The organism is Rugosimonospora acidiphila (assembly GCF_039543385.1).
In the GTDB taxonomy this organism is placed as follows: domain Bacteria; phylum Actinomycetota; class Actinomycetes; order Mycobacteriales; family Micromonosporaceae; genus Rugosimonospora; species Rugosimonospora acidiphila.
This window is the reverse complement of record NZ_BAABJQ010000003.1, coordinates 1-21,743: the sequence shown is the minus strand read 5'-3', so window position 1 is coordinate 21,743 and position 21,743 is coordinate 1. Positions and strand designations below refer to the sequence as shown.

The window sequence follows — 21,743 nt, the reverse complement described above, 5'->3', positions numbered from 1 at the left end:
GGCCGGCGCCGCCGGGCGGAGGCGGTACGCGGTCACGACCAGGCTTCGCGGGCGTCGGAGTCGCTGGGCTCGTACTGTGCCGGCGGGCCGCCGTGGGTCCAGGGGGTGTCCTGCCGGTCCGGGAAGACGGCGGTCGGCTGGTATCCGTCCACAATGGAGGAATAGCGGACCCGCTCCCCCACCTCCGGCACGCTGCCGGGTGCCGGCACCTTGCCGCGCCCCATGCCGCCCGACAGTTCGAGCAGCACGGTCCCCTCCGACGCGGCCACGACGGTCGCCTTCTGACCGGGCCGGCCGACCCCGACGACCTGCGCACCGGCCGGCAGGCGCACCGGGTCGGCGGTGGCGACCGTGATGTGCGGGCGCAGCTTGCGGGACCGGCCGGCACCCTCGGTACGTTCCGGCTCGGCCCCGGTGACGACGCCGGCGAACGCCTCGCCGGCCAGCCGGTACTCGGCGAACACGAGCGGGTCGTCGAAGGCGCGCTGCGCGGCATAGCTGGCCGCAGCCCGCTCCAGTCGGTTGAGGCGCTGCGCGGCGGCGACCGCGCTGTCCCGGCGCGGCTGTGGCGGCCCGCCGGCGCTGTGGTGCTCCACCTGGGCGGTGTAGGCGTCCTTGTCGGCGTCCCACCGGCCGGCCACCCGGTCGCCCACCGGCAGGTCGCGCAGCAGGTCGACGGCCCGCCACATCAGCGCCCAGGTGGGCTCCAACTGGGTGGCGAGCGCCTTCTCCAGCGCCGGTACGTCGCCGGCCTCGATGAGCGGGCTGAGGATTTCGTTGTCGAAGCCGGGATCGGTGGCGGGGCCCGCGGGCGGCCAGGTCAGCGGGTCCTCGGCGGCGGCCGCGGCCCGCGGCCCGGTCATCCCGGACGGCGGGGCTATCCAGCCGAGCAGGGCGGCGAGGTTCTGGTCCTCGACCGGGCTCTGTCCGCTGGCCCAGTGCATCGCCAGCGCCCCGGTCGCGGTCAGCAGCAGGCAGGAGCCCGGATGCTCGGCGCGCTCGGCGAAGAAGGTGAGCCACCGACCGAGCAGCGGTACGGCCGGTGCCACCGCGGCCTCACCGTACGAGCGGCGGAACCGGGTGGACCGGCCGAACAGTCGCACGAAGCCGACCCCGGCCGCGTTGGGCACCAGGATCTGCGGCGCGTCCGCGTACCGGACCCGGATCTCGCGGCCCCGGTCGGCGGCCACCGCCTCCACCCGGGTCACAAAGCTGTCCACGTAGGACACCACGACGGACGCCAGGGACTCGGCGAACGCGAAGCGCTGGTCGCGGTTACGGGGCTGGGGCACGATCAGCAGGCGCGGCGCGTCGCAACGGTCGCCGACCATCGCGGCCAGTGGCGCGTTGGCCTCACCGGCGAGGACCAGCGGGATGAGCACGAGCGGCCGCTCGTGGAGATGGACGTGGCGGACCGTCGCGATGGGCTGCGCCCGGCCGGCACGTACCGCCTCGGCGCGAGCCAGTGAGGTCAGGACGCTCATCGCTCACCGGCCGGTGCGGCCGCGCCGAACAGTTGCTCCACATCGGACAGTTGGTCGCGGGCCCGGCGCGCGGCGGCCCCGCGCTGCGCCCGGTCCACACCCCGGTGGATCGCCAGCTCCTCGCGGGCGGCGCGGATCACGATCTCCGGCGCGAGCTGGACGAAGCCCTCGCCGATGCCCGGGATGTTGGCCGCGAAGCGCCACAGCAGCCGGCGCGCGGCCGGCCCGCCCCCGTCCGAGCGGGCCGCCTGCTCGGCCACCCGGATCGCCGCGGTCAGCAGGTCGGCGCGGGGACTCAGCTCCCCGATGATCCGTCGCTCCATCGGCCAGGTGGACAGCGCGAGCAGTCCCCGGGCCGGAGTCAGCAGGGCGGTGAGCGGGTTGCAGACGTAGTACGGCCGGGAAAACGGCGCGGCGGCGAAGGCGCGCTCCTCGTGGCGGCGCAGGCCGCTGAGCCGGGTGCTCACGATCTCGCCGACGAAGAACGCCTCGTGTACGGCGATGATCAGTCTTGGCGCCGCCGGTACCGACAGCAGCGTCAGCACCTGACACACCTGCTCCCGCAGCGGCAGCGGCGGCCCGGCCGACCCCGGTGCGCCGGGCGGGGCCTGGCCCGCCGGGCCTCGCGGCTCGAGCCGCGCGAGAGCCTCCTCCCAGGAGTGCTCGGTCCGGTGCAGCTCGGCGCGCAGGGCCTTGGTGGTCACCCGGTCTCCGGCCACGGTCGCCCGCCGCACCTCGACGTGCAGCTCCCCGATGCGGTGCTCCAGTCTCTCCATGATGGACTCGGCCACGCCGACCACCGTACAAGACTCCGTTTCGGTCCAATATCGTCGACGATGTCCGCCCGGTATCGACCTGATATCGCCCGAAGAGGCGTCCTCGTCCTCATTCGACTGCTATGTTCCCCGATGGGTTACCGCCGCTTCGTGGTCGGGGACCGTCCCAGGCTCCCCCGATCGGCCGGCGCGTCTCCCGATCGACCAGCGCGGGGCCCGGCAGACCCGGCCCGACCCGGGGTGGGCCGGCCGCGCGCGACCACCAGGGACCATCTGAGTATGAATTTCATTATCGTATAGAGTCTGCGAGTACGACCCGACCGACCCGAGGGGAAAGCCGATGAACATGAGCCCGAGAGTCCGCATGGTCGTCCAGACACTGGCGGTCGGCGTCGTGGGCGTGACCGTCGTGGACGGCGCGCGGCGGCTGCTGCGTGGGGGCTCGGTGCGCGGCGGAGCGGTGGCGGCGACCTCCTGGGCGCTGCGCGGCCGCCGGTCGCTGGAGTCCGGGGCGGAGAACGCCCGGCTCACCATGTCCGACGTGATCAGCGAGGCCCGGCATCGGATCGGTGAGCAGTCCCCACCGCCGGGGGCCGGGACCGATCGCCACGAACACGAACACTGACCCGGCCATGCCAGAGGCCGCGCCGCAGATCTTGTCGGACGCCGCCGGGCGGGTACGGTTCCGGGTTCCGTGGCTGCGGAACTCGAACGGGCGCGCGGTGGCCATCGAGGACGCGGTGGACCGCGTCGACGGAGTGCGCAGCGTGCACGCCTTCCCGCGTACCGGGTCGGTGGTGGTCTGGTTCCATCCCGGGCGGTGCGACCGGGACGCGCTGCTGTCGGCCATCGACTCCGGCCACGCGGTGCACGCCGACGCCCGGCCGCTGCGCCCGCCGCGCTCGGCGGAGGTGTCCAACGCCGACCTCGCCCGCATGATCGTCGGCGGCATCGCGCTGCTGCTGCTGGGCGGACGCCGCTACGTGCTGCGCCGGCCGCCGCTGCTCGGCCCGTCCGGTCGTACCTTCGCCACCGGCGTCACCGTCTTCACCGGGTACCCGTTCCTGCGCGGCGCGGTACGCAGCCTGACCAGCCGCCGCGCGCCCGGCACCGACGTGCTGGTCTCCGCGGCGACCGTGGCCAGCCTGGTGCTGCGCGAGAACGTCGTCGCGCTCACCGTGCTGTGGTTGCTCAACATCGGCGAGTACCTGCAGGATCTGACCCTGCGCCGCACCCGCCACGCGATCCGGGACCTGCTCACCGGCACCCAGTCGCAGGCGTGGGTGCTCGACGAGTGTGGGCACGAGCGGCTGGTCGACATCGACCGGCTGCGCGTGGACGACCACATAGTCGTGCACGAGCACATCGCTGTGCCGGTGGACGGAATCCTGGTGGACGGCGACGGCGTGCTCGACCAGTCGGCGATCACCGGCGAGACGCTGCCGGTGGCGGTGGCCCTCGGCCAGCACGTCCACGCGGGCAGCGTGCTGCTGCGCGGCCGGGTGGTGGTGCGCGCCACCGCGGTCGGCCCGGACACCGCGATCGGCCGGATCGTCGCCCGGGTCGAGCGGGCGCAGACCGACCGCGCGCCGATCCAGACCATCGGCGACAACTTCTCCCGCCGGTTCGTACCCGTCTCGTTCGCGCTCGCCGCCGCCACCCTGATCATCACGCGGGACGTGCGGCGGGCGATGACCATGCTGCTGGTCGCCTGCCCGTGCGCGGTGGGCCTGGCCACCCCGACCGCGATCAGCGCGGCGATCGGCAACGGGGCACGCCGCGGCATCCTGATCAAGGGCGGCTCGCACCTGGAGGCCGCCGGCCGGGTCGACGCGGTCGTCGTGGACAAGACCGGAACGCTCACGCTGGGCCGGCCGGTCGTCACCAACCTGGTCAGCTTCCGCGAGGGATGGGCGCCGGAGCAGGTGCTGGCGTACGTGGCGAGCTCGGAGATCCACTCCCGGCACCCGCTGGCCCAGGCGGTGATCCGCTCGACCAACGAGCGGCACATCACCATCCCCTCGCACGAGCAGTGCGAGGTCCTGCTCGGGCTGGGCATGCGTACCCAGGCCGACGGGCGCACGCTGCTGCTGGGCAGCCTGGACCTGCTGCGCGGCGAGGGCATCTCGGTCAGCGCCGAGGCCCTGGACTGGGTCAGCAGGCTCCAGAAGGCCGCGGAGACGCCCCTGTTGCTGGCGGTCGACGGTGAGCTGGTCGGCCTGGTGAGCCTGTGCGACACGGTGCGCCCCGAGGCCCGGGAGGTGATCGACGCGCTGCGTGCCGACGGGGTTTCCCGCATCGTGATGCTCACCGGCGACCACCCGGACACCGCCGCGGCCGTCGCCGGTGAACTCGGCCTGACCGAGTGGCGCGCCCAGGTGATGCCCGAGGACAAGGAGGCGGTGGTACGCGCGCTGCGGGCCGAGGGCTACACGGTGGCGATGCTGGGCGACGGCACCAACGACGCCCCCGCGCTCGCCCTGGCCGACATCGGCATCGCGATGGGCATCGCCGGCACCGACGTCGCGGTCGAGACCGCCGACGTGGCGCTGGCCGGCGACGACCTGCGCCGGCTGATGGAGCTGCGCGACCTGTCCCGCCACACGGTGGGCGTCATCCGCCAGAACTACGGCATGTCGATCGCGGTCAACTCGCTCGGGCTGATCGTGAGCGCCGGCGGCGTGCTGTCCCCGGTCATCGCGGCCGTCCTGCACAACGCCTCGTCGATCGCGGTCGTCGCCAACAGCTCCCGGACCACCCGCTACCGGGTCGCGGTGCCGGACCGGTAGAGCAGGTCGGGCGCCTGGTCGATGATGTACCGCCGCAGGTCCGATACCGGGGTGGACAGCCGCCAGTCGCCGGACCAGGCGACCGAGATGGTGCGGCTGGCGCCCTTGTCCGCGATGGCCAGCTCGACCGTGCCGGCCATCGCCGCGCCGGCCGGCAGCACCGCCACGCCGAGGCCGGCGGCGACCAGCCCCGCGGCCGTGGTCATCTCCTGGCTCTCGTAGGCGTACCGGATCGGCAGCCGAGCCGCCCGCAGCAGCGTGTCGGTGATGGTCCGCACGCCGTACCCGGCGATCATCGTGATCAACGGTTCGTCGGCGACCTCGGCCAGGTGTACCCGGGCCCGGCCGGCCAGCCGGTGATCGGCCGGTACCAGCAGGGTCAACGGCTGCTCGACCAGCCGCCGGGTGCCCAGGTGCGGATGGGACGGCACCGGGCCGGCCACGCCCAGGTCGAGCCGGCCGGACAGCACCCCCTCCACGATCACGTGGGCCGCGTCCTGCACCAGGCGCACCGCCACCCGGGGATGGGTCTCGCGGAACCCGCGCAGCAGGGCCGGCACCACGGTCGGTCCCATGCTGTGCAGGAAACCGAGCACCACCGTGCCGGAGTCGGGGTCCGCCTCGGCGCGCACCGCCCGCACCCCGGCCAGCAGCTCGTCCAGGGCCCGTTCGGCGTGGCCGGCCAGCAGCTGGCCGTGCCTCGTCAGCCGCACGCCGCGCCCCTCCCGGTGCAGCAGCGGGGTGCCCAGCTCGGCCGCCAGCCGGGCCAGCGCCCGTGACAGGGTCGGCTGCGGGATGCCCAGTTGCTGCGCGGCCCGCGTCACGTGCTCGTGCCGGGCCACCGCGACCAGCTCCTCCAGCCCGGGCGCCAGGCCGAAGCTCTCATACGCCATTGCATGAAGATACGCCGAGTCATGTATTGGACGCATAGGACCGACCGCTCCTAGCGTCGAAGGCGTGCGGACGCTTGCGCCAGAGCTTGATCAGAAACGCCTCCCCGGCCTGCTGCCCGGCACGCCGGAGGCCCGCCGGCTCAACCTCGCCATGCTGGCCGCCGGGCTGGCCGCGTTCAGCCTGCTGTACTTCACCCAGGCGCTGCTGCCGGCGATCGGCGCCGAGTTCCGGGTCGGGCCGGCCGCCTCCAGCCTGACCATCTCGTGCGCCACCGGTGCGCTGGCGCTGGCCATCCTGCCGCTGTCCAGCCTCGCCGAGTCGCTCGGCCGGACCCGGGTCATGCGCGGCGGCCTGCTGATCGCCTGCCTGCTCGCCTTCGCCTCGGCGCTGGCACCCCAGTTCTGGGTGCTGCTGGCCACCCGGGCGCTGATCGGAGTGGCGCTGGCCGCGGTCGTCGCCGTGGCGATGGGGCACCTCGCAGACGAGATCCACCCGAGCGGCGTGGGCGCGGCCATCGGGCTCTACGTGTCGGGCAACTCGCTGGGTGGCGTGCTCGGCCGGCTGATCCCCGGCACGGTCCAGGATCTGGGCTCCTGGCGGCTCGCCGTTGGCGTGCTGGGTGCCGCTGCCGCGGTCGCGGTGGTCGCGTTCATGGCGCTGCTGCCGCCGGCCCGGCGCTTCCGGCCCGCCCCGGCGCGGCTGGGCGCGCACCTCGACGCCCTGCGCGAGCTGTCCCGCGACCGCGGCGTACTGCGGCTGTGCGCGGTGGGCTTCCTGCTCATGGGCGGCTTCGTGGCCTGCTACAACTACCTGACGTACCGGCTGACCTCGGCGCCGATCCGGCTGTCCGCGAGCGTGGCCTCGCTGCTGTTCCTGGCGTATCTGGCCGGCACGGTCAGCTCCACGGTCGCCGGCCGGCTGGCGGACCGGCACGGGCGGCACATGATCATCGGCGCCGGCGCGTCGCTGTCGCTGGTCGGGCTGGCCCTGACCCTGCCGAACAACCTGATCATGATCACCATCGGGCTGGTCGTGTTCACCGCCGGCTTCTTCATCGCGCACTCGGTCGCCAGCGGCTGGATGGCAGCCCGGGCGTCGCGGCACCGGGCGCAGGGCTCCGCGCTCTACCTGATGGCCTATTACCTGGGCTCCAGCTCGCTGGGCTGGGCGATCGGCCTGGCCTGGCTGCACAGCGGATGGACCGCCACGGCCGCCGTGATCGGCGCGCTGTACCTGGCCGTGTTGGCGTGCGTCGCGGGCATCTCGCGAGTACCGGTGCCGGACCGGGGGTGAGGTCCGGCGGCGCTACCGCCGCGCCAGCAGCCTGCGGTACGCCTCGGCGCCGTCCGGTACCCAGTCCCACTCGGTGAACCGCAGCGCCAGCTCCTCGTCGGACAGGAACGCGTGCCAGGCGACCTCCTCCGGCTGCGGGCGCACCGGCCGGTCGCAGACCACCTCGTACACGGCCGACCACCAGGCCCAATCCGGCGACTCGAAGAGGTACTTGAACTGGAACGTCGGCCTGGCGAGTCCGGTGACTCCGAGCTCCTCCTCGGCCTCGCGCAGCGCCGCGTCGTCGTAGGACTCTCCCGCGCCGACCACCCCACCGACGAACATGTCGTACAGCGACGGGAAGACGAGCTTGTCGTCGGTGCGCCGGTGCACGAAGATGCGGCCCCGCTCGTCGCGTGCCTGGATGAACACGCACCGGTGCGTGAGGTGGTTGGCGTACGCCTCGCCGCGCGGCGCCTGCCCGATCACCCGGTCGTGCTCGTCCACGATGTCCAGCAGCTCCCGCGCCGCGCGCCGCGCGTGTTCGCTCATGGTCACATCCAATCACGGCCCCGGCCGCCCGCCGCCGGCCAGGCGGAGGGGCGTTCGCGGTTACCGACGCCCCGGACCGCCACGCTCCCAGCCTCCCCCGGCGCCGCGCCTTACCGGCCACCGGCGCCCGGCCGCCGTGGTCGGATGGTCCTAGGCGCCCGGGTACGTCAGCCCGAGCATCCATCGCGAGAATTCGCGGCTCTGACCGGTCGGCACGCCGGAGCCCACATCCGCTTCGTCCGATTGTTACCGAATCTGCCGTGGCTCGTTACTCAAGCGTGGACAGCACGCAAGATCACGACGGCGCGGTACCCGCCCGGCGCGGCAGGATCGCGCTGCTGGCCGGTTGCGCGATGGCGGTCGCGGCCTTCGGTCCGTACACGTCCGTCGCCGGGGTGCGCACCGAGCAGGTGGTGGTCTACGGCGTCGGCGCGGCCGCGCTGCTGTCGACCCGGTGGACGGGCATGCGGCTGTCCCGCGCGGCGGTGCTGGTCGCCACCCTGCTGGCGGGCGAGATCGTCATCGCCGTGGTGGGCACGCTGGTGCCCGTCGTCGACCTGTCCCCGTACGTGGTGGGCAGCGTCCTTCCCGGACTGGACAACCTGATCCTGCCACTGGTGGTGCTGGCCTCGGTGTGGACCCTGCTGGCCGCCGGCGCGGACCGGGACCGGCTGCTGCGCGTCGCCTGCCGGGTGGTGGTGCTGGCCATGTGCGCCAACACCGTGGTCGCCTACCTGTCCCAGCTGCACGACCTGACCCCGCTGCTGGCGCGGTTCTGGGACAACACCGTCGACGCGGGCGACGCCTCCACCGGTACCGTGGCCGGCAACGCCGCCCAGCTCGGCCGGTTCACCGGGGTCTTCAACCAGCCCGCCGAGGCCGGCGAGATGTACAGCATCGCCCTGCTGGCCGCCATCTACCTCTACCGCGCCAAGTCGGTGCGGCTGGTCCTCGCCGGGCTCCTGCTCGGCATCGGCGGCGTGCTGACCATCAGCAAGGTCTTCCTGCTCGTCGGCCTGCCGATCGCCGTGTGGCAACTGCTGCGCGTGTCGACGCAGCGCGGTCGGCGGCTCACCCTGCTGGCCACGGGCATCTTCGCGGTCGCCGCGCTCGCCGAGTCGGGCATCGGGCCGGACTGGATCGGCGGCGGGTTCCTCGACCGGCTGCTGCATCCGGGCGACTCGTCCGGCCTGCTCGACCTCTACACCGGCGGCCGGATCGGCGGCGTGTCCAGCCTGCACCTGGTGAGCGACGCCGTACTGCACAACTCGCCCTGGTTCGGGTACGGCGCCGGGGGGCTGGCCGCGCCGTACGACAACGGGTGGATCGAGGCGCTGGCCGTCGCCGGGCTGTTCGGCGTCGCGCTCTACACCGGCATCCTGCTCGTGCTGGCAGCCGGGTGGCTGCGCCGGCACGCCCTGATGAGCGAGGCGCAGGCCCGGCTGGCGGGCGGCCTGATCGTGCTCGCCGCCGGCGCGTCGGTGGGGCTCCCGGCGCTGACCGCCAACCGGGTGGCGACCGTCATGTGGCTGCTGCTGGCCCTGGTGCTGCTGTCCGAGCCGCTCGCCGTGCCCCGTGCCGTACCGGTGGAACGGGAGGTACCCGTCCCGGTCGAGCCGGCGGGCGTGCGCTCGGGGGTAGGGGCCCATGCGGCGTGAGACCGGGGCGGCGGCGCGCCCCAACGGCCGCCGGCTGTACGAGATCGACCTGCTGCGGTTCCTGGCCGCGCTGGCAGTGCTGCTGTTCCACGTCAGCTACAGCCCCGGCCAGTCCGAAATCGACTACGCGCCGGTCCTGGGCCCGGTCACCAGGTACGGCTACCTCGGCGTGGACCTGTTCTTCACGATCAGCGGCCTGGTCGTCTTCATGAGCCTGTGGGGGCGCTCCCCCCGGCAGTTCCTGGCCTCCCGGATCTCCCGGCTCTACCCGGCCTTCTGGGTGGCGGTCACGCTCACCACGCTGGTGGTGGTCGTCGTCGGGGCGCGCGGCCGGCCCGGCGTCGGCCCGGTCCAGTACCTGGCGAACCTGACCATGTTTCCCCAGGTCGGCAACGTGCCCTACGTCGAGGGCGTGTACTGGACCCTGTGGTCCGAGTGGCGCTTCTACGCCTTGCTGTTCGCGTTCGCGATGCTGGGCATCACGGTCCGGCGGACCCACGCCTTCATGTGGGGTTGGCTGGTCGCCAGCCTGGCGCTGGAGTTCGTGCCGCCACCGGGCCGGATCGGCAGCGGGATCGCCCTGATCGTCCAGCCGTTCTACTGCCACTACTTCATCGCCGGCATGGCGCTCTACCTGATCCACCGGTCCGGCGCGACCCGGAACCTGGTCGCACTCCTGATCGCCTGCTACGCCAACGCGGTCTGGCAGGGAGTCCGCAACGCCGACCAGCGCGCGCTGGTCGACGCCCGGCTCAACGGGGTGGTCGTGGCCGCCATCGTCACCGCCATCTTCGTGGTGATGGCCCTGGCCGCCACCGGGGCGCTGCGCCGGTGGAGCCGGCCCGGCCTGGCCGCCGTCGGGCTGATGACCTATCCGCTGTACCTGATCCACCCGACCCTCGGCTTCGCGCTGCTCAACGCGTTGTCCCCCGCCGTCAACCGGTGGGTGCTGCTGGTCGGGGTGATCGCCGCGCTGTGCGCGCTGTCCTGGCTCATCAGTACCCAGATCGAGGCGCGGGTACAGCCGAGGATGCGCACCGCGCTCGCCGGCGCCCGAAAGCCAGCGCCCCAGGCCCGCCCCCGGCGCCTCACCGTCGAGCCGTTCGTTCCCGAGCCGCTGACTCCCGAGCCGCTGACTCCCGAGCCGCTCGACGCGGAACCGGATGCCGCCGGGCCCATCGTCACCGCCCGGCGGCGGCTGGCCGACGACGCCCGGGGGAACCCCTAGACCGCCGAGGGGACCCGCCGGACGCGGCGCGCCCGGGCCGACCACCGGCCATCGTGGTAGCCCACGTCGATCGGATGCTCGAACGCGGCGGAGACGTTGTCGGTCGTGACGATGTCGCGGGCCGGGCCGGCGGCGACCACCCTCCCGTCCGCGATCAGGAGCGTGTGCGTCGTACTGGTCGGCAGCTCCTCGAGGTGGTGGGTCACCAGGATGGACGCCACGTCGGGATGCACCTCGTCGAGCAGGTCGATGGTTTCGAGCAACCGTTCCCGCGCCGCGACGTCGAGTCCGGTCGAGGGCTCGTCGAGCAGCAGCAGCCGCGGATCGCAGATCAGCGCGCGGGCGATGAGGACCCGCCCGCGCTCGCCCTGGGACAGGGTGGGCCACCGCTCGTCGGCCTTCCCACCCAGCCCGAGCGAGTCGATGAGCGCCTCGGCCCGGTCGACGTCCTCGGTGCGCGGGCTCCACCGCGGCGGCAGGTCGACGGTGCCGGTGACGCCGGTGAGCACGACCTCCCGGATGGTCAGTGGCGAGCGCAGCGGGTGCCGGGGGTTGACGTGCCCGATCGCGCGACGCAGCTCCTGCAGCTCGACCCGACCCAGCTGCCGGCCGAGCACGCGCACGGTGCCCGAGGTGGGGAAGGTGACGGCGCCGCAGAATCCGAGCAGGGTGCTCTTCCCGGCCCCGTTGGGTCCGAGCAGGGCCCAGTGTTCGCCCTCGCGCACGGTGAAGCCGATGCCGTGGATGATCTGCTTGCCCTCGCGGCGGAAGGTCACCGCGTCCAGTTCGAGTACGGGCGGCCGGGGCGAGCCAGCGTTGCTCATCGGAAGATCCTCTTGCCTGTGGTGTGGGGTGTGACCGACCAGACCGGATCGCGGCCCACAATGATCTCCACCGGAGAAGAGCCTAACTCAGCACGCGATGGTCGGGCCCCGCCGGGCTTCCGTCGGTGGTCATCGGACCGACGCTGGGGCGGCGGCGGTCACCGGCCGACAACGCGACGGCGGCGGGTACCGCGTCGAAGGCCGCGTCGATCTCGCGGACCAACCCGGACACCTTGCCCGGGCCGGCGGCACGCTTGTCGCCCCGCACCCAGTCCCTGGCCGCGCACCGCCAGGCGGCCAGGGCGAACTCGCCGAGCAGTTGGACCCGGAGGTCGCGGTCGTCGAGGCCCAGTGCGTCCGCCAACACCTGCGCTATCCGCCGCCGCGTCGCGACCGAGGCTGCGTCGCTGCGCTCGCCCAGCGCCGGGGTGCGCGCGATCAGCCCGCGGGTGGCCAGGAACCGGCGCAGCCACTCGTCGCCCATCCCCCGCACGGTGGCGGTCAGGGCGTCACGCAGCGCGCCGAGCACCTCGCCGTGGATTTCGCCGCCGGACAGCCGGTCGCAGTAGGCGTCCCACAGTTCGGCCTCGGCCGCGAGCGCCACGGCCTCCTTCGACGGGAAGTGGCGGAAGAAGGTGCGCTTGGAGACCTCGACGGCATCTGCCGAGGGTTCGCCGGCACCGGCCGGGAGCGCTGGATGCGGTCGGTGGAGGCCACGGTGCCAGGCATCCGGCACCGCCGGGCGACCGGGTACCTGCCGTACCGCCACACCGCCGAGCCGGCCGGGGCTCCCCCGGCCGGCTGCCTGGCGACCATCACCGTGGACTTCGACGGGCCGAACACGCGGCGGGCGCGTGACTGGATCGACGGCGTGTTCGCCGCCTCGGGGACCGACCGGGCCTCGCCGGCCGCGGGGCTGATCGCCGCGCATTTTCACGTCAGCCTCGACGGCATCCGAGTGCTCAACCTCGCCGAGTGGACCAGCGCCCGGGCCCACCGCGAGGCGGCCGAGGCGGCCGCCCCGCGACTGCGCGACGCTGCCCGGCGCTTCCCCGGCGTGGTCGGCACCGCCGTGCGCCGCTTCGTCCCGTACCGGGGCATCACGTTCGCCGATTGACCCGCCCGCCCGGGGCCGCCACCGGCGCGGAAGCGGCCCACCGGGCACGGGTCAGCCCCACACCTCCCGGGCCGTCTCCACGATCAGGCGCAGCTTGGCGACCTGCTCGTCGTAGCTGAGCACGTTACCCTCCACAGTGGACGAGAAGCCGCACTGCGGCGACAGGCACAGCTGCTCCAGCGGCACGTACTTGCTCGCCTCGTCGATGCGCCGCTTCAGGTCATCCTTGTTCTCCAGCGGCCCGCGCTTGGTGGTCACCAGACCGAGCACCACCATCTTGCCGGGCGGCACGAACCGCAGCGGCGCGAAGCCGCCCGAGCGCTCGTCGTCGTACTCCAGAAAGAAACCGTCGACGTCCAGCTGCGAGAACAGCGCCTCGGCGACGAAGTCGTACCCGCCCTCGGCCGCCCAGGACGAGCGGAAGTTGCCCCGGCACATGTGCGTGGTGACCCGCATGCCCGCCGGCCTGCCGGTCAGCGCGGCGTTGATCTGCCGGATGTACCGCTCGTGCTGGTGCTGCGGGTCGCCGCCCTGCGCCGCGACCAGCTCACGCTGCTTCGGGTCGTTGAGGTAGGCCAGGCTCGTGTCGTCCAGCTGGAGATAGGTGCAGCCCAGGTCGCCCAGCCGCCGGATCTCCTCGGCGTAGGCGGCGCTCAGGTCGGTCCAGAACCCCTCCAGGTCGGGGTAGACCGCCGCGTCGATGGCGGCCCGGCCGCCGCGGTAGTGCACCATACTGGGCGACGGGATGGTGAGCTTGGGCGTGCCAGTGGTGGCCTGCCCCTTCAGGAAGCCGAACGCGTCGCCGAAAATGGTGTCTGGCAACGAGATCCGGCCGTCGATCTTGAGAGCGGCCGAGGCGAACTCGAGCGTGCCGTCGGCGTTGTAGAACCGCACAGACAGCTTGTCGTCGCCCTGGTGCACGCCGCCCAGCTGGTAGATGAAGTCCATGTGCCAGGACGTGCGCCTGAACTCGCCGTCGGTGCGGGTCTGCAGGCCGACCTCCTCCTGCATCCGCACGACGTCCCGGATCGCGTCGTCCTCGACGGCCCGCAGGTCGTCGGCGGAGATCCGGCCGGCGGCGCGGTCCTCGCGGGCCTTGAGCAGTTGGGGTGGGCGGAGCAGGCTGCCGACGTGGTCGGCTCGGAATGGGGCCAGGGAGCGTGAGGCCACAATGTCTCCCTCCGTGATCGTCATCGATACCGCGCCAACCCTACTCGGAGTCGGTGGGAGTTGACCTCCATCCGCCCGCCGGGCGATGCGGCCGGCCGCCGCACAGCACCACCTCGATACTTCGGGTGTTTCCAATGTCACCCAACGGATCCGCCGAGAGCACCACGAGGTCCGCGTCCTGCCCGACCCGGACCGCGACGAGCCGCGCGGCGCCCAGCTTCGCGGCGGCCGTCGCGGTTGCCGCTCGCAGTGCGTGCGCCGGGGACAGCCCGGCCCGGGTGAGCAGCAGAAGCTCGTGGTGCAGCGTGAGGCCGTGCGGCGTCGCGATGTTGGGATTACCGCGGGTTCGCAACCCCGCGGCGCGCCATCGCGGTCGCGGGCCCGGCGTCCCGCGCCCGGGGGTTCGCGACCGGTTGACAGCAGTCGATGGATCGGGCTATGTTCCTGACGCTGGAAAGCGCTTTCCAGCGTCAGCGGTCGATGCGCCACCCCTCTCACCGCCGGCCCGGCCGGCCGCACGGCCACCCCGCCGGCGCACACCGGCACGGGCCCCGATCCCCCGAGGTCTGACATGAATCCTCGAACCGCCCACCGCCCGCTCGCGGGCACGCTGCGGCTCGCCACCGCCGCACTGGCCACCGTCTCCGGCATCGGCCTGGCCGTCCTGCCGGCCGGGGTGGCCCAGGCGTGCGGCCGGTCCGCGTACACCGCCGTCGTCGCCCAGGACGGCAGGGGCGACTACCCGACCGTGCAGGCCGCGGTCGACGCGGTGCCGGTGGGCAACACCCACCGGTTCACCATCAGGATCAAGCCGGGGACGTACCGGGAACTCGTCACCATCCCCTCGGACAAGCCGTACATCTCGTTCGTCGGCACCGGACGCCGCCCGAACGACGTGGTCATCACGTACGACAACGCCAACGGCACCCCCAAGCCGGGCGGCGGCACCTACGGCACCTCGGGCAGCGCGTCCGTGACCATCGACGGGAACGACTTCACCGCGAAGAACCTCACCTTCGCCAACTCGTTCGACGAGGCGGCGCACCCCGAGATCACCAGCCAGCAGGCGGTCGCCGTGCTCACCCACGCCGACCGGCTGGTCTTCGACAACGTACGGTTCCTCGGCGACCAGGACACGCTCTACGTCAACAGCCCGGCCACCACCACCCAGTCCCGCGCGTACTTCCGCTCCTGCTACGTGGAGGGCACCGTGGACTTCATCTTCGGCCGGGGCACCGCGGTCTTCGACCGCTGCACCATCGACTCGCGCGACCGCGGATCGACCACCAACAACGGGTACGTCACCGCCGCGTCGACCGACATCAGCAACCCGTACGGCTTCCTGTTCTACCGCTGCACGCTGGTCAGCAGCGCCGCCGCCGGCACGGTGTACCTCGGCCGGCCCTGGCACCCCAGCGGCGACCCGAACGCCCTCGGCCAGGTGGTGTACCGGGAGTCCACGCTGGGCCCGCAGATCCAGGCCGCGCCCTGGACGGACATGTCCGGGTTCTCGTGGAAGGACGCGCGGTTCGCCGAGTACCGCGACCGGGGCCCGGGCGCGGCCGTGAACGACGACCGGCCGCAGTTGACCGCCGCGCAGGCGGCCAGCTACACCCCGCGCAGGTACCTGGCCGGCGCCGACGGCTGGAACCCGATCCGCTGACCCGGCGCGACAAGCCCGGCCCACCGGCTCCCACCGGTGGGCCGGGCCGCACGTCATCCGTCCAGCGGCATCGTCAGCGTCGGCACGACCGGTTCGACGTCGGGGCGCAGGCGCTGCACGGCGGTGCCGAGCGCGAAGAACTCCAGTGCGTGCTCGCCCCACTCCCACGCCGACTCTGTGACCGTGACGCCGACCACCCCGTCCGCGCCGACCTGCTGACCCTCGTACTGCATGCGGGTCATGGCGAGTTCCCGGGCGTCGTAGGCGGCCTGGCTGAACAGGGTCAGCTCCGTGTTCTGGCCGAGCTGGGACAGCATCTGCCGGAACGACATGTGCGCGATGTGGTAGACGCACGTGCCCAGCACCATCGCGCGCGGGATCCAGCCGTGGTGCCACAGCGTCCAGAAGTCCTGACCGGACAGGTGCGAGGTGAACGGCCGGCCGGCGGGCGTGCGGTAGGACCGGCCATCCGTCGCCTTGACGGCGGTACCCACCGCGATGAACTCCAGCACGTCGCCGGCGAACGCGTACCCCGCCGACCGCAGGCGCACGCCGATGACCCCGTCTGCGCCCAGCGCCTCGGCCTCAGCCTCCATCCGGGCCATCGCGAGTTCCCGGCACCGGTACATCGCCTGGCTCAACACGGTCAGTTCCTGGCTGACGCTCCACCGCGAGGGCTGGATGCCGACGTGGTAGAAGCACGAACCCATGACCAGGCCCACCGGCTCGAACCCGGTCTGGGTGGTGACGACGAATTCGTTGACCGACAGGTCGGAGGTGAAGAACTGCTTCCCGCCCTGGCTCGCGCCGCCTATCCGGCTGGCGGCGGTGGGCGGCAGGGGCTGCTGCTGTTGCGAGAGCGGAGCGGACATGCGCGGGTACTCCTCCGTGCGGGCGAGTGCTGATCATTCGCAGGGTAGGCCGCGCCCGCCAGCCGGTCCGCGCGGCCGGTGGGCCGCCCGGGCTTCGCCGGGTCGTACGCCCTGACGCGGCGGTGCCGCCCGACCGGGACGTGGATGTCCACGCCCGGCCGGGCGGCACCCGGCGGCCGGCCGGGGCCTGGCCGGCCGCTCGTGCCGTGCCTGAACCGGGCGCCCTACTCGGGCGCCTCGGCGGTCGCCCGGCTACGGATCTCCTCCACCACGGCCGGGTCGGCCAGGGTGGTGGTGTCGCCCAGCGACCGGTTCTCCGCGACGTCGCGCAGCAGCCTGCGCATGATCTTCCCGGACCGGGTCTTGGGCAGTTCGGGGGTGAACACGATGTTCGCCGGCATGGCCAGCTTCCCGATCTTTCCTGCCACGTGCTCGCGCAGCTCGGCGAGGCGTGTGGGCGATCCCTCCTCGCCGCCCTTGAGCGTCACGTACGCCACGATCGCCTGGCCGGTCTGCGCATCCGACCGGCCACAGACCGCCGCCTCGGCCACCGACGGGTGATCGACCAGGGCGCTCTCCACCTCGATGGTGGAGATCCGGTGCCCGGACACGTTCATCACGTCGTCGATGCGCCCGAGCAGCCAGAAGTCGCCGTCCTCGTCGACCCTCGCGCCGTCGCCCACGAAGTACCGGCCCGGGTACTTGGACCAGTACGTCTGCTCGTAGCGCTCCGGGTCGCCGAAGATGCCGCGCAGCATGGCCGGCCACGGCGTACGCAGCACCAGGTAGCCCCCGGCGCCGGGCGGCACCTCGTTGCCCCGCTCGTCCAGGACCGCCGCGTCGATGCCGGGCAGCGGCCGGGTGGCCGAGCCCGGCTTGAGCGTGGTCAGCCCCGGCAGCGGACTGATCAGCACCATCCCGGTCTCGGTCTGCCACCAGGTGTCCACGACCGGGGTCCGGTCGCCGCCGATGTACTTGCGGTACCAGATCCAGGCCTCCGGGTTGATCGGCTCACCGACCGAGCCGAGCAGCCGGAGCGAGGACAGGTCGTGACGCTGCGCGTACTCCGGCCCCCACTTCATGTGCGTACGGATGGCGGTGGGCGCCGTGTACAGCACGGTCACCCCGTACCGCGCGACGATGTCCCACCAGCGGTCCCGGTCCGGGAAGTCCGGCGTGCCCTCGTACAGGACACTGGTCGTCCCGTTGCACAGCGGCCCGTACACGATGTAGCTGTGCCCGGTGATCCACCCTATGTCGGCGGCGCACCAGTACACCGTGTCCGGCTTGATGTCGAAGATGTAGTGGTGGGTGGTCGACACCCCGACCAGATACCCGCCGGTGGTGTGCACGATCCCCTTGGGTCGGGCGGTGGTTCCGCTGGTGTACATGAGGAACAGCAGGTCCTCGGCGTCCATCACCTCGCACGGGCAGGATGCCGGATCGTCGGGTACGTCCGCGGACGCCTCGTGATACCACACGTCCCGACCGTCCACCATGGACACTTCACCGCCGGTTCGCCGCACCACCAGGCACGAGCGCACGCCGGGCGCCGCCGCCAACGCCTGGTCGGCGGTCTGCTTGAGTGGCACCGGCCGGCCCCGCCGCCAGGACTCGTCCTGGGTGATGAGTACCTCGCAGCCCATGTCGTTCATACGGCCGGACAGCGAGTCTGCGGAGAAGCCACCGAACACCACGGTGTGCGGCGCCCCCAGCCGGGCGCAGGCCAGCATCGCCACCGGAAGCTCCGGCACCATGCCCATGTAGATGGCAACCGCGGTGCCCTTGCGCACGCCCAACTGCTTGAGCGTGCTGGCGAAGCGGACCACCTCACGTTGCAGGTCGGCGTAGCTGATGTCGCGCCGGTCGCCGACCGGCTCACCCTCCCAGTGGAACGCGATCCGGTCGCCGTTGCCGGCCTCGACGTGCCGGTCCACGCAGTTGTAGCAGGCGTTGAGCGTGCCGCCGAGATACCACTTCGCGTACGGCGGGTTCCACTCGCGCAGGGTCTCGAACGGGGTGAACCAGCTGACCCGCTCCCGGCCCTGCTCCGTCCAGAACTCGTCGGGGTCGCGGTCGTAGAAGCCCGGCCCGGCGTTGGCCCCCGCCGCGAACTCCGGCGGTGGCGGATAGGTGCGCCCCTCGGAGAGCAGCGCGTCGATGTTGATGTCGGTCATGACGTCGCCGTCAGCGGCTGCCGGACAGCGCACCGGCGCGTACGCCGGCGTTCATCGGCGAGCCGACCCAGAGCACGGCGCTGCCCCGCATGCCGTTGATGACGCCGGCCGCCGACGTGTACCAGGCGACCGCGGCCGTGATGACGCCGATGATCCCGCCCACGTGCAGGATGTTCTCGTTGTTCGAGAAGTTCGCCACGGCCAGCACGATCTCGGTGATCTGCAGGGTCAGGAAGACGCCCAGGACGGCCAGGTTAACCTGGCTGCTCCACAGCAGCATGTACAGGTTGAAGATGGCGAACGCCAGCAGGATCCACGCCTCGTCGTTACTCACCTGGCCGGCGTTGGCCTTCGGTGCCACCAGCAACGCGTAGAGGCCCAGGCCGATCCAGAAGCCGCCGTACGTCGAGAACGCGGTGGCGCCGAACACGTTGCGGTTGCGGAACTCCCACATGCCGGCCAGCAACTGGCACAGGCCGCCGTAGGCGAAGGCGTAGCCCAGCCAGGCATCCGTGCCGTGCGTCCAACCGGCGTTCTTGGCCGACAGCAGGAAGGTGGTCAGCGCGAAGGCGGCCAGCCCGAGCGGCGCGGGGTCGGCGATGCCGGACGCGGCGGGTGGTATCGATGCGGGGGTGCTCAGTTCGTCGGTCATTTTGACGATCTCCTAGTCCGGTAAACGGGGCTACCTGACACAGGGCGTCGGTGCGCGCGCGAGCCGCGCGGCAGGGGCGCCGAACAATGGCCGGCGCGTGGAACCAGGGGGCGCCGGCCGGCGGTCTGGCCGGGCCGGCGTGACGCAGCCGGCGCTGGTCCGATCGCCGCTGAACAACAGACAGCGAGTTTTGCGCAACGATTAAACTAATACCAGAGCGAACCATAGATGTACATGCGCCGCCTCCGGGGATGCGCGCGGGTTGAGAGCCGTTCGATTGGGAAAACCTCTGTCGCAGAGGTATTGTGACAACCGTGATCAACCCCGAACCCGGCGGTACCAGCGAGGGCCTCGCGGAGGACCTGCTCGCCACCCTCGGCCTCATGCGTCGCCACCTGCGGCGGCGCGCCGGCCGGCCGTGGCCCAGCTCCCCGCTGACCACCTCGCAGGTGGAACTCGCCCGGCTGGTCAGGCACAACCCGGGCATTTCGGTTGCCGAGGCCGCCGGCGAGCTGGGCCTGGTCCCGAACACGGTGTCCACCCTGGTCGGCCAGCTCTCCGAGCAGGGCCTGCTGCGCCGCTCGCCGGATCCCAACGACCGGCGGGTCGCCCGGCTGACCCTCACCCCGCCCGCGCAGCAACAGGTCAACGCCTGGCGCGATCGGCGCATCGCGCTGGTCACGCAGGTGCTCGAGCGGCTCGACGACCGGGAACTCGACGCACTGCGGACGGCCCTGCCGACGCTCAACGCCGTCGCGGAGCGGCTGCGCTCCGAAGGCGCCGACGACCTGGCCGGCGACGGCCCGGACGGTGACAACGAAAGGGAATCCGGAAGCGAAGGTCGCACCGGCGGCAGGAACGGCCCGGCGCCGGGCGACGGGAAGGGTGCGAGCCGGCGGACCGGAGGCCGCGCGGCCCCGGACAGTGCAGAGATCGTGGAGAACGCATGAGTGAAGCCGTGGATCAACGAGCCGGCACCGCCGTCGCTGACGATTCAGACCTGGCCGTACGGGTCACCGGTCTGACCCACAAGTTCGGCGACCACGTCGCCGTCGACAATTTGGATTTGACCGTGCGCCGGGGCGCGAGCTTCGGCCTGCTCGGTCCGAACGGGGCGGGCAAGACGACCACGCTGCGCGTGCTCAACACGCTGTACCCGCCGCAGAACGGATCAGTGCGCATCTTCGGGCTGGACGTGCGTACCCAGGCCATGGCGGTGCGCCGCACCCTCGGCTACGTGCCGCAGCAGCTGTCCATCGAAGGGGCGCTGACCGGTCGGGAGAACGTGGCGTGGTTCGCCCGGCTGTTCGACGTGCCCCGACGCGAGCGCGCCGACCGCGTCGCCGAGGTCCTCGCGATCGTGGACCTCACCGAGGCCGCCGACCGGATCGCCGGCGGCTACTCCGGCGGCATGGTGCGCCGGCTGGAGCTGGCACAGGCACTGGTCAACCGGCCGGCACTGCTCGTGCTCGACGAGCCCACGGTCGGCCTCGACCCGGTCGCCCGCGACTCGGTGTGGGCCCGGGTGCAGGACATGCAGCGCCGGTACGGGATGACCGTGCTGCTGACCACCCACTACATGGAGGAAGCCGACGCGCTGTGCGATCAGGTGGTCCTCATGCACCGCGGCAAGGTGCGCGCCGCCGGCTCGCCCGATGAGCTCAAGGGCTCGCTCGGCCCCGGCGTGAGCCTCGAAGACGTCTTCCGCCACTACACGGGCGAGAGCCTGGACCCCGCAGAGAAGGGAGGGCTGCGCGATGTCCGCAGTACCCGCCGCACCGCCCAGCGCATGGGCTGAGCCCCCGTACCGCAACGCCACCCGCCTGTTCTCCCGGATCGTCACCTTCTGCCTGGTGGAGCTGCAGAAGCTCAAGCACGACCGCAGCGAGCTGATCACCCGGGCGATCCAGCCGATCCTGTGGCTGGTCATCTTCGGCGAAACGTTCAGCCGGATCCACGCGATCCCCACCGGCAACGTGCCGTACCTGGACTACCTCGCCCCGGGCATCATCGCTCAGTCGGCGCTGTTCATCTCCATCTTCTACGGCATCCAGATCATCTGGGAGCGGGACGCGGGCATCCTGACCAAGCTGCTCGTGACGCCCACCCCGCGCTCCGCGCTGGTGGCCGGCAAGGCGTTCGCGGCGGGCGTGCGCACGATCGCGCAGACCATCGTGGTGCTGGTGGTCGCCGCCCTGCTCGGCGTGGGCATGACGTGGAACCCGTTGAAGCTGCTGGCGGTCGTGCTCGTCGTCGTGCTCGGCTCGGCGTTCTTCTCCTGCCTGTCGATGACCATCGCCGGGCTGGTGCTGCGCCGCGACCGGTTGATGGGTATCGGTCAGGCGATCACCATGCCGCTGTTCTTCGCCTCCAACGCCCTGTATCCGGTCAACGTCATGCCCGGCTGGCTGCGGGTGCTCAGCCACGGCAACCCGCTCACCTACGAGGTCGCCGCCCTGCGCGGGCTGCTCATCGGGCAGCCCACCACGTACTGGCTGGATTTCCTGGTGTTGGTCGTCGCCGCGATCGCGGGGATCGGCGCCGCCGCCGGGCTGCTGGCCGGGCTCGCCCGCTGACGAGGCCGCCGGGCCGGGCGTCAGGCCCGTAGCCAGCAT

21 protein-coding genes are annotated in these 21,743 nt (G+C 72.3%); 10 read left to right on the top strand and 11 right to left on the bottom strand.

What is annotated here, in order from left to right:
• Positions 1-32: 32 nt before the first annotated feature.
• Positions 33-1,484: a hypothetical protein gene (locus ABEA87_RS05385; protein ID WP_345626614.1), complete on the bottom strand. Its 1,452-nt coding sequence runs from the start codon at positions 1,482-1,484 to the stop codon at positions 33-35.
• Positions 1,481-2,275, bottom strand: coding sequence for a hypothetical protein (locus ABEA87_RS05380; RefSeq protein ID WP_345626612.1), 795 nt, complete (start codon positions 2,273-2,275; stop codon positions 1,481-1,483). The genes ABEA87_RS05385 and ABEA87_RS05380 overlap by 4 nt, the downstream gene beginning before the upstream one ends.
• 331 nt (positions 2,276-2,606) lie before the next feature.
• Between ABEA87_RS05380 and ABEA87_RS05375 the strand changes: the two genes are divergently transcribed.
• Both ABEA87_RS05375 and ABEA87_RS05370 read left to right on the top strand, forming a co-directional pair.
• On the top strand, positions 2,607-2,885 hold the full coding sequence (locus tag ABEA87_RS05375; RefSeq protein ID WP_345626610.1) for a DUF1490 family protein: 279 nt from the start codon (positions 2,607-2,609) through the stop codon (positions 2,883-2,885).
• Positions 2,886-2,892: 7 nt separating this feature from the next.
• Positions 2,893-5,049, top strand: a complete 2,157-nt coding sequence (locus tag ABEA87_RS05370; RefSeq protein WP_345626608.1) for a heavy metal translocating P-type ATPase — start codon at positions 2,893-2,895, stop codon at positions 5,047-5,049.
• On the opposite strand, the gene ABEA87_RS05365 is transcribed toward ABEA87_RS05370, so the two are convergent.
• Positions 5,022-5,942 (bottom strand): LysR family transcriptional regulator, encoded by a 921-nt coding sequence (locus tag ABEA87_RS05365; protein ID WP_345626606.1) that lies wholly within the window; start codon positions 5,940-5,942, stop codon positions 5,022-5,024. The two genes, ABEA87_RS05370 and ABEA87_RS05365, sit on opposite strands and share 28 nt — an antisense overlap.
• A gap of 64 nt (positions 5,943-6,006) precedes the next feature.
• Here ABEA87_RS05365 and ABEA87_RS05360 point away from each other — a divergent pair, with 64 nt between their 5' ends.
• Positions 6,007-7,236: an MFS transporter gene (locus ABEA87_RS05360; RefSeq protein WP_345626604.1), complete on the top strand. Its 1,230-nt coding sequence runs from the start codon at positions 6,007-6,009 to the stop codon at positions 7,234-7,236.
• 12 nt (positions 7,237-7,248) lie between these two features.
• Here the strand turns inward: ABEA87_RS05360 and ABEA87_RS05355 are convergent, their stop codons facing one another.
• The gene (locus tag ABEA87_RS05355) at positions 7,249-7,767 is read right to left on the bottom strand and encodes an NUDIX hydrolase (RefSeq protein WP_345626602.1); all 519 of its coding nucleotides are present in this window, start codon (positions 7,765-7,767) and stop codon (positions 7,249-7,251) included.
• A 260-nt stretch (positions 7,768-8,027) separates the two neighbouring features.
• Here ABEA87_RS05355 and ABEA87_RS05350 point away from each other — a divergent pair, with 260 nt between their 5' ends.
• Together ABEA87_RS05350 and ABEA87_RS05345 are read left to right on the top strand one after the other, a co-directional pair.
• Complete coding sequence (locus ABEA87_RS05350) at positions 8,028-9,425, top strand: hypothetical protein (protein ID WP_345626600.1); 1,398 nt, start codon at positions 8,028-8,030, stop codon at positions 9,423-9,425.
• Positions 9,415-10,653 (top strand): acyltransferase family protein, encoded by a 1,239-nt coding sequence (locus ABEA87_RS05345; RefSeq protein WP_345626598.1) that lies wholly within the window; start codon positions 9,415-9,417, stop codon positions 10,651-10,653. Before ABEA87_RS05350 ends, ABEA87_RS05345 begins: the two co-directional genes overlap by 11 nt.
• On the opposite strand, the gene ABEA87_RS05340 is transcribed toward ABEA87_RS05345, so the two are convergent.
• On the bottom strand, positions 10,650-11,477 hold the full coding sequence (locus ABEA87_RS05340; RefSeq protein WP_345626597.1) for an ABC transporter ATP-binding protein: 828 nt from the start codon (positions 11,475-11,477) through the stop codon (positions 10,650-10,652). The genes ABEA87_RS05345 and ABEA87_RS05340 overlap by 4 nt on opposite strands.
• A gap of 82 nt (positions 11,478-11,559) precedes the next feature.
• Complete coding sequence (locus tag ABEA87_RS05335) at positions 11,560-12,081, bottom strand: acyl-CoA-like ligand-binding transcription factor (RefSeq protein WP_345626596.1); 522 nt, start codon at positions 12,079-12,081, stop codon at positions 11,560-11,562.
• Between the two features lie 93 nt (positions 12,082-12,174).
• Here ABEA87_RS05335 and ABEA87_RS05330 point away from each other — a divergent pair, with 93 nt between their 5' ends.
• Complete coding sequence (locus tag ABEA87_RS05330; RefSeq protein WP_345626595.1) at positions 12,175-12,594, top strand: hypothetical protein; 420 nt, start codon at positions 12,175-12,177, stop codon at positions 12,592-12,594.
• Between the two features lie 51 nt (positions 12,595-12,645).
• On the opposite strand, the gene ABEA87_RS05325 is transcribed toward ABEA87_RS05330, so the two are convergent.
• Together ABEA87_RS05325 and ABEA87_RS05320 are read right to left on the bottom strand one after the other, a co-directional pair.
• Positions 12,646-13,788 (bottom strand): 5-methyltetrahydropteroyltriglutamate--homocysteine S-methyltransferase, encoded by a 1,143-nt coding sequence (locus ABEA87_RS05325; RefSeq protein WP_345626594.1) that lies wholly within the window; start codon positions 13,786-13,788, stop codon positions 12,646-12,648.
• 16 nt (positions 13,789-13,804) lie between these two features.
• Positions 13,805-14,116 carry an amidohydrolase family protein gene (locus ABEA87_RS05320; RefSeq protein WP_345626592.1) on the bottom strand — a complete coding sequence of 104 codons (312 nt, stop codon included), beginning with the start codon at positions 14,114-14,116 and terminating at the stop codon, positions 13,805-13,807.
• 219 nt (positions 14,117-14,335) lie between these two features.
• Between ABEA87_RS05320 and ABEA87_RS05315 the strand changes: the two genes are divergently transcribed.
• Positions 14,336-15,427, top strand: a complete 1,092-nt coding sequence (locus ABEA87_RS05315) for a pectinesterase family protein (RefSeq protein ID WP_345626591.1) — start codon at positions 14,336-14,338, stop codon at positions 15,425-15,427.
• Positions 15,428-15,480: 53 nt separating this feature from the next.
• Here the strand turns inward: ABEA87_RS05315 and ABEA87_RS05310 are convergent, their stop codons facing one another.
• The 3 genes from ABEA87_RS05310 to ABEA87_RS05300 all read right to left on the bottom strand — a co-directional run bounded on the left by ABEA87_RS05310 (position 15,481) and on the right by ABEA87_RS05300 (position 19,128).
• On the bottom strand, positions 15,481-16,299 hold the full coding sequence (locus tag ABEA87_RS05310; RefSeq protein ID WP_345626589.1) for a heavy metal-binding domain-containing protein: 819 nt from the start codon (positions 16,297-16,299) through the stop codon (positions 15,481-15,483).
• Between the two features lie 224 nt (positions 16,300-16,523).
• On the bottom strand, positions 16,524-18,476 hold the full coding sequence (acs, locus tag ABEA87_RS05305; RefSeq protein ID WP_345626587.1) for an acetate--CoA ligase: 1,953 nt from the start codon (positions 18,474-18,476) through the stop codon (positions 16,524-16,526).
• A 10-nt stretch (positions 18,477-18,486) separates the two neighbouring features.
• On the bottom strand, positions 18,487-19,128 hold the full coding sequence (locus ABEA87_RS05300) for an acetate uptake transporter (RefSeq protein ID WP_345626585.1): 642 nt from the start codon (positions 19,126-19,128) through the stop codon (positions 18,487-18,489).
• Positions 19,129-19,442: 314 nt separating this feature from the next.
• Between ABEA87_RS05300 and ABEA87_RS05295 the strand changes: the two genes are divergently transcribed.
• From ABEA87_RS05295 to ABEA87_RS05285, 3 genes are read left to right on the top strand one after another with little or no spacing between them, the layout of a single operon-like run.
• Positions 19,443-20,078 (top strand): MarR family winged helix-turn-helix transcriptional regulator, encoded by a 636-nt coding sequence (locus ABEA87_RS05295; protein WP_345626584.1) that lies wholly within the window; start codon positions 19,443-19,445, stop codon positions 20,076-20,078.
• A complete protein-coding gene (locus tag ABEA87_RS05290) occupies positions 20,075-20,926 on the top strand; it encodes an ABC transporter ATP-binding protein (RefSeq protein WP_345626582.1) in 852 nt (283 codons plus the stop codon). The genes ABEA87_RS05295 and ABEA87_RS05290 overlap by 4 nt, the downstream gene beginning before the upstream one ends.
• Positions 20,886-21,704, top strand: a complete 819-nt coding sequence (locus ABEA87_RS05285) for an ABC transporter permease (RefSeq protein WP_345626580.1) — start codon at positions 20,886-20,888, stop codon at positions 21,702-21,704. The genes ABEA87_RS05290 and ABEA87_RS05285 overlap by 41 nt, the downstream gene beginning before the upstream one ends.
• The last annotated feature ends 39 nt before the right edge of the window (positions 21,705-21,743 follow it).